The organism is Bacillus sp. D48C (assembly GCF_053345735.1).
The window spans coordinates 87,108-98,861 of sequence record NZ_JBKFAQ010000010.1; the positions used below are offsets into that span (position 1 = coordinate 87,108).

Here is an 11,754-nt window from a genome sequence, read left to right on the forward strand (position 1 = left end):
GGCATATTCTAGGTTCTATTTCCATAATAAAATCTTTTTCTGTTCCTATAGAAATATAATGAGATTTTCAATAAAATCTATATAAAAAACAGACTATTCTTTGTTTAAATATATATTTTAAGTAGATGGATGTGTGATGCTATCAAAAATTGAGTGTTTTATTCATAAAATGTTCAATTTATATCTATTGTGAAATAATTCACAATAGATATAATGAATATATAACTGTTGTAGAGGATGATAGTGGTTTTATTCTTTTGAGAACTGATAAATGAGCTGCTTTTATATTGTTATATTCATTTGTTTTTTTACAAATATTATTATTTGATACATAATCTCTTTAAAGTTGAGCAAATATCCAATCTAACCAAGATCAAAAATACCAATGTCAAATATTCTTTTGCGACGAATCAACTCTTTTATCAAATTTCTGTCTCCAACTATAAACTGTTTTCTAGATAGCTATCTTTAGCAAACTTCTGACTTGTAAGAGGGGGGTATTGTTTTTTTGTTTACTATTTTGTATGCAGGCGATATAAATCATCTTATCAGAAAGAATGGCAATGTTTTTAGTAAGTGGAATCGATTTCATTATACGAATAACAGTGCTTTTCTTTAGTTGGGAAAAGGATAAATATGTATAGTCTGTCATTCAATTGAACTTTTGGTGAGTAACATATGCGTAATTAAAAACCTACATGGTATTTTTATCATTCGAAAGAACTTTAAATTGATTTCTGTCATGTTCGTTTGAATTGATGATGATGTTTTTTCGAGATAAATTCTTTCTTTATCGATAAGGAAAGTCGCAAGTGGAGTTTTACTCCTAGTTGGGTTTGAAAAAATTTAGTCTATTTATAGTTTGTTAGTCTTAGAGTAAGTGTATTTGAAACAACGATTTTCAACGGTATGTTCTTTCTTTATTTTGAAAGCGTTTTCTTTTGGTGGGTTATTTTATAAGGTTATGAACCTTTTACAAAAGAAATTATGTGTTTTAAGAAATAATTTAAAAATGATGAATTGAAGATTCACAAACTCTTTTTTAGTAGTAAACAAAATTTCATAAAAAAGCGTACTTTAAATAGCCTAGGAGGTGATTTTCTCAGGGATAGAAAAAGTTGTTTTTTAATAGTTAAAGATTGATGGAATGAAGAAAGGTTGTGTTGATTGCGTCTATTTAGAAAAAATAGAAATATTTGGGAGGTAGAGAAATGGTAGGGATTATCCTAGCAAGCCATGGCCAATTTGCAGAAGGCATATTACAATCTGGCGCAATGATTTTTGGAGAGCAAGAAAATGTTAAGGCTGTTACCTTAATGCCAAACGAAGGTCCGGACGATTTGAGAGCAAAAATGGAATCAGCAATTGCATCTTTTGATAATCAAGATGAAGTATTATTTTTAGTCGATCTATGGGGCGGTACTCCATTCAATCAAGCTAATGGCTTGTATGAAGAACACAAAGAAAATTGGGCGATTGTTGCTGGTATGAACTTACCAATGGTGATTGAAGCTTATGCATCTCGTTTATCAATAACATCTGCTCAAGAAATTGCAGCAAATATCCTTAAGACAGCGAAGGAAGGGGTCAGAATTAAACCTGAAGAGCTGGAACCCAGAGAAAATAATGATTCCGTAGTTGCTAAAGATGGAAAAACAAAAGGCAGACTTGCTCCCGGTACAGTAGTTGGTGATGGGAAAATAAAGTTCGTTTTAGTCCGTGTGGATTCTCGTTTATTGCATGGTCAGGTAGCGACTGCATGGACAAAGTCTACACAACCAAATCGTATTATCGTAGTTTCAGATGCAGTGTCTAAAGACGATCTTCGTAAAAAATTAATTGAACAGGCGGCACCACCAGGGGTTAAGGCCAATGTTATTCCAATCAGCAAAATGATTGAAGTTGAAAAAGATCCCCGTTTTGGTAATACTAATGCACTGGTATTATTTGAAAACCCACTAGATGTCCTGAGAGTTATAGAGGGTGGTGTGGATATTAAAGAAGTTAATGTTGGTTCTATGGCCCATTCAACTGGAAAGGTTGTTGTTAATAAGGTTCTTTCTATGGGAAGAGAAGATGTAGAGGCTTTCGAGAAAATGAAAGCAATAGGCATTCATTTTGATGTACGTAAAGTACCTAATGATTCTCATGCAAATATGGATGATATTCTAAAAAAAGCGAAGGTTGAATTATCGTAGTTACATAGCAAATGTAAATGAAATGGGGGATCATAATGTCTACTATAGAAATAATTTTAGTAATACTAATTGCATTTCTAGCCGGTATGGAAGGAATATTAGATGAATTTCAATTCCATCAACCACTAGTGGCATGTACACTAATTGGTTTAGTAACAGGTAACCTAGAGGCTGGCATTGTTCTTGGCGGTACACTTCAAATGATTGCACTTGGATGGGCAAATATTGGAGCTGCCGTAGCGCCAGATGCTGCATTGGCATCAGTTGCATCAGCGATTATTTTAGTATTAGGCGGACAAGGTGTTAGCGGTGTTGCATCAGCAATTGCAATAGCGGTACCACTTGCAGTAGCAGGACTTTTCTTAACAATGATTGTTCGTACACTTGCTGTTCCTATTGTACACATGATGGATACGGCAGCTGAAGAAGGAAATATAAAAAAAATTGAAGTGTTACACATCGCTGCGGTGTGTTTACAAGGTATCCGAATTGCAATTCCTGCCGGAGCACTTTTATTTATCCCTGCACAAAGCGTTCAAGGATTCTTGGAATCAATGCCTGCATGGTTAACTGATGGAATGGCTATAGGTGGGGGAATGGTTGTTGCTGTTGGTTATGCATTAGTTATTAATATGATGGCAACAAAAGAAGTATGGCCATTCTTTATTATTGGTTTCGTAATAGCAGCAATTTCTCAATTAACACTTATTGCTCTTGGTGCATTGGGCGTGGCTTTAGCTCTTATTTATTTGAGTCTTTCTAAAATGGGTGGTTCTTCAAATGGTGGTGGAGGTAACTCTGGTGACCCGCTTGACGATATCTTAAACGATTATTAATTCAGGAGGAGGAGAAGACAAATGGCAGAAAAAATTCAATTAACAAAAAGAGATCGTTTAGCCGTTGCATGGCGATCTACATTTATTCAGGGTTCTTGGAACTATGAACGTATGCAGAATGGTGGCTGGGCTTTCTCGATGATTCCAGCGATTAAAAAGTTATATAAATCAAAAGAAGATCGAAAAGCAGCATTAAAACGTCACTTGGAATTCTTTAATACACACCCTTATATTGCTTCACCCATTCTAGGAGTTACATTAGCACTTGAAGAAGAACGCGCTAATGGTGCAGAAGTTGATGATGTGGCAATTCAAGGAGTTAAAGTTGGGATGATGGGTCCTTTAGCCGGTGTCGGTGATCCGGTCTTCTGGTTTACTTTACGTCCAATGTTAGGTGCTTTAGGGGCATCATTAGCAATGGGGGGGAATATCCTTGGGCCAATCCTTTTCTTCTTAGCTTGGAACTTGGTTCGTTGGGGATTTATGTGGTATACACAAGAATTTGGTTATAAAGCCGGTTCTAAAATTACTGATGATCTTTCAGGTGGGTTATTACAAGATATTACAAAAGGTGCATCAATCCTTGGTATGTTTGTACTTGCAGCCTTAGTAGAACGGTGGGTATCAATTAAATTTAAGCCAGTTGTATCTGAAGTTCAGTTAGATAAAGGTGCGTATATTGAGTGGGACAAACTTCCTGGAAATGGTGAAGGGATTCGTCAATCTTTAGAACAAGTAAACTCAGGAATGGCACTGTCACCTACAAAAGTGACTACCTTGCAAGATAACTTAGATCAATTAATTCCTGGTTTGGCTGCATTGCTTCTGACATTCTTCTGTATGTGGTTGCTTAAGAAAAAAGTTAGCCCAATTGTTATTATTCTTTCATTATTCGTAGTAGGGGTAGTTGGTCACGTAATCGGACTATTATAATTTAAATTTTTGACGTTTTCAATTCTTAAGATTTATTATTTAGGAATTGTTGAGGTTGAAGTGTAGATTAGTAGCCTGTAAATCGATAATAGTTCGTATACAAAAGTGGCTGTCTATTATCGTTTCAGCCACTTTTTGTATTGACTTAATTGTTTGAAGCAACAAATTATAAATAGGATAAATGAAATGGAGCGGATATGATGGTTCAATCCATTAATACAAAGGTAGATTTAGTAATAGATGCTACCGCTTTTACGGGACTTACAGACTATGGAAAAATTATGGTCGGTGATAAAGGATTTGAATTTTATAATTCTCGTGATACGCGCAAATTTATTCAAATTCCGTGGGAGGAAGTAGATTACGTTATAGCCTCTGTGATGTTTAAGGGGAAATGGATTCCACGTTATGCAATTAAAACGAAGAGAAATGGGATTTTCACCTTTTCTTCTAAGGAACCTAAGAAAGTTCTTCGGGCTATACGAAAATATATAGATTCAGATCATATGGCACAATCTCTAAGTTTCTATGATGTTATTAAACGTGGTCTTAAATCAATATGTAAAAAAAATAATAAAATGAAGAGAAGGGGTGTATAGTTCATATAGGGGCTAACATGGTTTTGGTGTAAAAATAAAAGATAATAAAGTATATAAATTCTTAGTGGGATTGTATTTTTTGCTACAAGTTCAAATAATTAATAGATGAATGCTTGATGGTTTTGAACAGATGAGTCTTGTATATTCACCTTTTCTCTTTAATTATCTAAACGGTTTCTACTTCAGAAAGAATGTTGTAGATGTGTCAAAATATTTGAACTCTAGCATAGAACAAGAGCATTGCTTCTTAATTAGGCAATGCTCTTGTTCTACTATGTTATTCATTTTTGTTGTTTAAGTTGCATATCAACAGGTTACGGAAGCTCAAATTGTACCATAGGTACCAAACTTACTATTAATTGGATTAATTCAGGCTGATAATGCCTCCATGTAAACGAATTTTCCTTTTCTATACTAATCACGCACCTTTTTTAGAGTCATCCATATCAGTGTTAAAGATTATGATATTACTTGTAAGAGTCTTGGAATTTTTGCAATCGAGCTGTGTTATCATTCTGAAATACTGATATACTGATATATCTAGTAGGACTTAAAGATTTCGGTTTATTATATTAAGTGGAAAATCAATCCATTATATTTGAGGGCAGGCTATGGTTATTGACACTATTATTTAGACTAAAAGAAGTACAAGGAGGAAGGTATATCTATTAAAGTGATGAGATATACCAAATTCAAAATGAATATTAAATTTAATAGAAAAGTAGTAGCATTCAAGGCAGGATTAACGGTATTATCTTCATCATTGGTATCGTTTGCAGAGGAACAACAATTAGTAAATAAGATAGTTATTCCATTAAAGGGCGCTTTTAAGAAGTAACGATAAAAGCCCAATTTCTCAGTTTTAATGCTGAAAAATTGGGCTTTTTTATATTTATATATAGTGCAAAATAGTACTTAAAACAAGTGTTATTTATCTCCTGAATTTACAAACTTAAATTGATAAGCATGCAACATAGATAATCATATATATTCTATCTAATTGTTGGCGTAAATCTTTCACGAAGGTGTTCTACTATTTACAACAAATTACTTTGACAGACAAAGTAATTTGTTGTATTGTGTAATTCAAGAGGTGATATGAAATGAGTATTATATCTACAGACTTAATCCGTGGGCATACGGATATGATTATCTTAAATGTTCTTCGTCAAGGTGATAGTTATGGATATGAATTATACAAAAAAATTATTGAATTAAGTGACAAGCAATATGAATTAAAAGAAGCTACTTTATATACAGCTTTTCGTCGATTAGAGAAAGAAGACTATATCTTTTCTTATTGGGGAGATGAAACTCAAGGAGGAAGACGAAAATATTACCACATTACAGAATCTGGTGTACGTTTTTACGAAAATGGTAAAAAAGAGTGGAATATTGCGAAAGAGATTATAGATCGTCTAATTAAAGGAGTGATTACAAGTGTTAATGAGAAATAAAAAATTAGATAAAAGAATAGAAGTATATATCGATAAGCAATTTATGAATGTAAAAGAAACACAACAACTATTTGATATGAAAGTAGAGTTGTTTATAAATTTAAAAGAACGAATTTCAGATATGATTAAAGAAGGTTATACGGAAGAAGATGCCTTTAAAAAGGGAGTCATTTCAATAGGAGATTTGAGTGACCTAGTTGAAGAAATGCAAATGTATGGGCGAGATAAAATGAACAAATCTATTGATTCTAAAGAAGCGCAACATATTTCAACAAAAGGCATGATTGGTGAAATGTTATTATTTCTATTTGGGTTATTCACCCCCTCAATATTATATTATTTATTTGGATCAAGATTATTTTTAATTACCTTTTTCCTATTCACTGTTCCAGCTGTGTTGTTAACTATCTATAGATTATTAATAAAAGAGACAAGCAAACGTTATGCAATGAATAAAGCTCGTGCAAGACGTTATATTTTAGGAATAGGAATTTTTCTATACGGTTTGTGTATATCAATTATAGTTTACTTACTTCCACTAATAATAAGTCTTGTTGCAATAGTATTTTTAATGATAACCACATTAATTAGTCTTTTTATCCTTTTACCGCTTCTGTTCAATGGAAGAAGTCGCTTAAAACTGGGATGAAATATAATATTAATAAGTTCAACCGTAAGGACCTTAAATTGTCCATGGACGGTATAGTGTTATTATGGGATTAGAAAGAAACTAAATCACGATCATTAAACTGTAAAAATATTAACCGATTCCTTAACGTACAGGGAATCGGTTATTTCGTTTCTAAATGATGTTTAAAAGCAAAATTTTTCGAAATAATATGGTACCCCCATTTAGGTAAAAGTTAATAGGAAATCGTTCTTTCGATGTGGGTATGGAAGGACGTAAGAAACGAAAAATAAGCAAAAATGAAGGCGACATAGCGGTATGTGAAAGAGAAATGAATTAATGACATTAGTAGATAGAGGAAGACGTGTTCTTTCGTTATAGATATCGAAATTATAGATGATGCAAAAATTATTAAAGACTTATTCAACAATGAGATATTAAAATTTCACGTACCATGTATTTAGGTAAAAACTAAAATTCAGAAATAGGGGGATTCCTTCATGAATAGACAATTAACTTCTTTACTGGCTATCAAAGATAAGAAAGTACAAGAAGAAGTAGCAAGCATTTAAAAAGAATATAGGGGATTCAAGATATGGTTTAGTAATAAAGTGAGAAATTCCTGCAAACACCGATGTATTCTAGGATCTGCCCGTAGTTCCTAGGGTTAAAACATAAATATCTTGTACGCAGACTCACCATGTTTCCTAATTTAGGCTTGGTTTTCGCAACTTCGGCAAACTTGGGGCGAAGGAACGTTGAAGGTATAAAGTTTTAAAAGAGCAATTTGTACAAGAATATGGTATCAAACATGTTGGTCTATCCCAACCGACATTTATCTACCACCTTTAGATTGCCATATGCCTTTTTATTTAACATAACCATGATTGATTAGTTTTTTGTTGATTTCAAAAGTTCGCACCCTAATCTCTTTAACGTTAGAAGATTGAAGTCTCTTCTTGTAAATTTCTGCATATTTTTCAGCATCTTGTTTTTCTTCAAATACAAGAATTTCTTTAATTTGATAGTTACTAGATAAAAACTTCCTTGGTACAAAAAAATGTAACGCATTTTTTACACCAAAACATTATATATTTAAATATAATCTATTGGGAGGTTGGTTATGAGTAATTATTTAAAAATACAAGAAAGTGCTAAGCGTATATATGAATTGAGTAAGCATCAACAAATACTAGAGCGTGAAAAAAATATATTAAAAAGTGAGCTTTATAAATTATTGAAGGAAAAAAGAGATAAAGAGAATTTCCAAGGCATAAGGACATTGGACATTTAGTATTAGTTTTAAAAACATTAGATTTGTAAGTAGTTGTAGAGATAGAAAAATCTTTTAGGGTAGTTACTTGATTAGTAAGTAACTAACTATTTTACGAATTATATTTATTCGTAAATCTGACACATCTCTTTATAATATATACATGCTATACTTAATTGTATAGTAAATAAATTGTATCCCAGTACAATACTTGCTATTATTAGTACTCAAATAATTTAATATGATACAGTAAAAGGCCTCTTTTCAACGATAAAGGAGGCCTTTTTTCATTAATATTATATTAATTTCGCGAAGTCTAAGATTATAGCTTTTTACGAAAAAAACATATGATTTATATACTTATAAATAAATTGGTATCCAAAATTCCTGTATCTCCGAGAATAATAATATTTACGAAAAAGTTAGCAATAGTTTTATAAGAAAAGCGTATTTTAAAGAATATAATAATTAATATTTCTTTCATAGGATTAAGGTATGGGGCATATCTTATAACAACATGTTACTTTGAAAGGGTGAATATATGATTTCATCGTATTCAGTAAGGTATATTTTAGTTACTGGTAATATTGCTATAAAAAAAGTAGCTAGAGTTCATGCTTCGTCAGAAGTTTTTGCTGTTAATAAGATTAAAAGAGAATTAGAACGTCGGTTTTCATATCCAACAAAAATTGAAGTTTATCCAGTTTAATAAGACGGTATAATCAGTAAATCTAGAAACCATAAGGCTGCAAAGTGATTCGTCAAGAAGGCTTTGCGGTCTTTTCATGTTTCAAAACCTCGTGCAATCACAGTTGATAAAAATCCCGCCTATCCCATTGCTATCAGCGGGTTGAAGAAAGAGAAAAAAATGCCATTAGGCATTCAAATCAGACAGATAAAATATCTAAATAACATCGTAGAGCAAGACCATCGTTTCATTAAAAAACGTATACACTCCATGTTAGAACTTAAATCTTTTTGCACAGCTACATTTATTCTTGCAGGAGTAAAAGCCATGCATATGATAAAAAAAGAACAGAATGATTTACGGGATCAGTCTGTTCAAAATCAAAAACAATTCATTCATCAATTATTTGGATTATCAGCGTAAAGAAAGATTCTGGTAGGAATCCTCATCGTTTTTTAGAATGTATCCTTTATTTGCACTAGAACCGTTCTAAATCTCTTATATAAGATTTTACAGCTTGCAATAGGAATTCTTCCTGCCCCATACCAGCATTCGCTGCCATTTGCACTACTTTTTGCTTGAATTCATGATCTGCATGAAAAGTTAATGGCTCTACATTACTTTTAAAGTAAACTCCTTCTACATGTGGAAGGAGTTTACCTGATTTCATATGAGAATGTAAGTATTTAATCTCTTCTTGAAACTGTAATGGATTAACTTGTAATACGAAAGGTTTAATTTCTAATTTAAAAGTATCAGATGAAATACTTAATCGCATATTTTTGACACCTAGCTCTTTGTAAAATAAATTTATTAGATTATAAGTAATGGAATTAAATAGCTGCAGTTTTTAAATAAAAAAGATAAATACCCTCGTTTGGTAATTACAGCTTGTTTTTGGAAAGGTTCAAAGGAGTAATCATGCTCCTTATAATTGGGTAGAGGGAAAATTTCTTTGTCTTATGTAAGAATCTTGCCGTCTGCTCCATTGATTTCTATTACTCTAGCGGTCTTGGTCACTATAGGTATATTTAAAATAAGTCATATGTTGTCCGTAATTAAGGCGGCTAACTTTATGTATATTTTCGTATAATTTAATATTATGAATAACAACATCATGATTTAGATTATCCAAAAATTCATCTCAAAAAAGTTTGCAATATACACCTAGATTGTAAATGGGCTTAAGAATCTTTGTATTCGAATTACCTATTTACACAATGGCTGAGTGAATATATATGAAATTGGCTGGTTACTATTCTAAATATATAATTTATTATATAGATAAATACAAGTAGATTAGGGAGTTACTAGAAATATGAAAGAGATAGAAATTATAAAATCAATAGAAGAAATAACCATTATATGGCAAAGTGCGACGATAAGTATTTCATTAGAAGATATAATTGAGATTAATAATAATAATACGTGTAAAAATACTAACAAAGCAGTGGAAATCGGTAATAAGTTCAAGCATTCGGAAACTATCTTTATTAGAACAAAAAAATTGGATTATATATTATTTACAACTAATAAATTACCGCTTCTAAATAAAATTGCATTCTAACATATGATAAGTTAGAATGCGATTTTTTCTAAGTATTTTATAATAGTGCCTGCTGAGGTTTCTCAAAATATTACATATTTATAGGAAACCTTGGCGAAGAACTAATGAATGGATTATGAGAAAAAGAAAAAATAAACAGACGGTAAATCGGTTTTAATTGTATAAAAAATACATAACTACAAATAATAATATTTAACTTATTTAATATTAAATTATAGAGGAACAATTTAAAATTCATCTTCTAAAATTAAATTACCGGCATCATTATCTTTCGTCAATCGCTGATTTAGGTAATTTTCTTTTGTAGTTCTATCATTTTTATGACCTACTGCAGCTGCAATAACATGAGGTGGTAATCTCTTGTAATCATACAAGTACTGCACATAAAAATGTCTAAAGAAGTGGGGAGTAATTCCAATATTTACTGTAAAGGATAGCTGGGTATCCTTAATGATTTTAGAAATATATTGTGACAAATAATTCTCTCTATAAGGAGTATGGTTTTTAGTTTGAAATACTCTTCCACCATTTCTATTCCCAATGTCTATAGGTAATCTTCGCCGAATTCGGAATGCTACAATCCGATTAAAAATCTCCTTATTAATAGAAACGATCCGTTCATTATCCCCCTTTGTATCAACCTTTAAATAGTATCGACCTCTTATAGCATCATACTCAAGATCTTCCCATTTTGCATGTGCTACTTCTGCAACACGTAACCCTGTAGTAGCTAGAACTGACAATAAAGCGTAATTGATTTCATTATCCTTGTAGTAATGAAGTAACTGTTTTACTTCCTCATATGATAATTCACGTTTAGGTTTATGTTGTTTATGTACAGTTGTACTTAGTATTTCAACATGTAGAGGATCCTGAATATATTGGATTTCATATAGCCATTTCAAATATGAACGAATAACACCAAGCTTTCTACTAATTGTAGATGGTTTGTATTTATCTTTTGACTGATAGGAGATTGCCTCTTGAGATAACCATTTTTGATAATTACGGATATGCCGTTTTCTAAGGTTTCTCCATACTTGACCAAATTTATAATTCTTTACATCTTTCTGTAGAAATTCCTCACTTTGTTTAATAAAGAAATAAAACTGACTTAAATCACGTGCATATAGGATTCTTGATGCATCCTTGATTCTTTTTCCTTGGTCAAAATGTGTTTGTCGATTCAAGTAGTAGTACAGTATTTCTTCATCTGAAAATCCTTCATATGTATATGAATCTTCTCTTTCGTTATTTTCCTTTTTTAATTCCGCTTCATTTATATAATCAGGGTTCCATAATGCAATTAGATTTGTAAAATTTTGTTTTTGTTTCTCTATGTTATTTAAAGAAGTCTCACTATGAATAATATCTAATTCAAATTTCAATGTAATTCAACCCCTTATAAATTCCTTTTATATTAAATATTATAACGTAATCAATTATAAATTAAATTACATATTAAAATTAAATTTTATGAAGTAATAATTAAATAATAACCATAGAAAATCTCCCATTTTCTATGGTTATTATTTAATTTAAAAAATTCTATTTTATTTATATAGTTTAATTGTC

The 11,754-nt window shown here is 31.4% G+C and carries 9 protein-coding genes and 4 pseudogenes; 9 read left to right on the forward strand and 4 right to left on the reverse strand.

Annotated features, from left to right (window positions below; genetic code table 11):
* Window positions 1-1,211: 1,211 nt before the first annotated feature.
* From ACLBXA_RS21675 to ACLBXA_RS21690, 4 genes are all read left to right on the forward strand, one after another.
* Window positions 1,212-2,198 (forward strand): mannose/fructose/sorbose PTS transporter subunit IIA, encoded by a 987-nt coding sequence (locus tag ACLBXA_RS21675; RefSeq protein WP_277489913.1) that lies wholly within the window; start codon window positions 1,212-1,214, stop codon window positions 2,196-2,198.
* A gap of 35 nt (window positions 2,199-2,233) precedes the next feature.
* Complete coding sequence (locus ACLBXA_RS21680; protein WP_277489914.1) at window positions 2,234-3,034, forward strand: PTS mannose/fructose/sorbose transporter subunit IIC; 801 nt, start codon at window positions 2,234-2,236, stop codon at window positions 3,032-3,034.
* A gap of 21 nt (window positions 3,035-3,055) precedes the next feature.
* Window positions 3,056-3,967, forward strand: coding sequence for a PTS system mannose/fructose/sorbose family transporter subunit IID (locus ACLBXA_RS21685; RefSeq protein WP_277489916.1), 912 nt, complete (start codon window positions 3,056-3,058; stop codon window positions 3,965-3,967).
* A 197-nt stretch (window positions 3,968-4,164) separates the two neighbouring features.
* Window positions 4,165-4,566 carry a DUF956 family protein gene (locus ACLBXA_RS21690; RefSeq protein WP_277489918.1) on the forward strand — a complete coding sequence of 134 codons (402 nt, stop codon included), beginning with the start codon at window positions 4,165-4,167 and terminating at the stop codon, window positions 4,564-4,566.
* 307 nt (window positions 4,567-4,873) lie between these two features.
* On the opposite strand, the pseudogene ACLBXA_RS21695 reads toward ACLBXA_RS21690, so the two are convergent.
* Window positions 4,874-4,979: pseudogene (locus tag ACLBXA_RS21695) on the reverse strand (IS6 family transposase); the annotation flags it as partial.
* 690 nt (window positions 4,980-5,669) lie between these two features.
* Between ACLBXA_RS21695 and ACLBXA_RS21700 the strand changes: the two are divergent.
* Both ACLBXA_RS21700 and ACLBXA_RS21705 read left to right on the forward strand, forming a co-directional pair.
* The gene (locus tag ACLBXA_RS21700; RefSeq protein ID WP_098015621.1) at window positions 5,670-6,023 is read left to right on the forward strand and encodes a PadR family transcriptional regulator; all 354 of its coding nucleotides are present in this window, start codon (window positions 5,670-5,672) and stop codon (window positions 6,021-6,023) included.
* The gene (locus tag ACLBXA_RS21705) at window positions 6,013-6,672 is read left to right on the forward strand and encodes a permease prefix domain 1-containing protein (protein WP_447617501.1); all 660 of its coding nucleotides are present in this window, start codon (window positions 6,013-6,015) and stop codon (window positions 6,670-6,672) included. Before ACLBXA_RS21700 ends, ACLBXA_RS21705 begins: the two co-directional genes overlap by 11 nt.
* Window positions 6,673-7,519: 847 nt before the next feature.
* Here ACLBXA_RS21705 and ACLBXA_RS21710 read toward each other — a convergent pair.
* Window positions 7,520-7,696: pseudogene (locus ACLBXA_RS21710) on the reverse strand (YdhR family protein); the annotation flags it as partial.
* A 78-nt stretch (window positions 7,697-7,774) separates the two neighbouring features.
* Here ACLBXA_RS21710 and ACLBXA_RS21715 point away from each other — a divergent pair.
* Together ACLBXA_RS21715 and ACLBXA_RS21720 are read left to right on the forward strand one after the other, a co-directional pair.
* Window positions 7,775-7,945: a hypothetical protein gene (locus ACLBXA_RS21715; protein WP_277489923.1), complete on the forward strand. Its 171-nt coding sequence runs from the start codon at window positions 7,775-7,777 to the stop codon at window positions 7,943-7,945.
* 691 nt (window positions 7,946-8,636) lie between these two features.
* Window positions 8,637-9,035: pseudogene (locus tag ACLBXA_RS21720) on the forward strand (DDE-type integrase/transposase/recombinase); the annotation flags it as partial.
* A gap of 55 nt (window positions 9,036-9,090) precedes the next feature.
* Here the strand turns inward: ACLBXA_RS21720 and ACLBXA_RS21725 are convergent.
* A pseudogene (locus tag ACLBXA_RS21725) lies at window positions 9,091-9,626 on the reverse strand (helix-turn-helix domain-containing protein); the annotation flags it as partial.
* 304 nt (window positions 9,627-9,930) lie between these two features.
* Here ACLBXA_RS21725 and ACLBXA_RS21730 point away from each other — a divergent pair.
* Window positions 9,931-10,179 carry a SunI/YnzG family protein gene (locus tag ACLBXA_RS21730; RefSeq protein WP_277489924.1) on the forward strand — a complete coding sequence of 83 codons (249 nt, stop codon included), beginning with the start codon at window positions 9,931-9,933 and terminating at the stop codon, window positions 10,177-10,179.
* A 227-nt stretch (window positions 10,180-10,406) separates the two neighbouring features.
* On the opposite strand, the gene ACLBXA_RS21735 is transcribed toward ACLBXA_RS21730, so the two are convergent.
* Complete coding sequence (locus tag ACLBXA_RS21735) at window positions 10,407-11,567, reverse strand: tyrosine-type recombinase/integrase (RefSeq protein WP_098588050.1); 1,161 nt, start codon at window positions 11,565-11,567, stop codon at window positions 10,407-10,409.
* Between the last annotated feature and the right edge of the window lie 187 nt (window positions 11,568-11,754).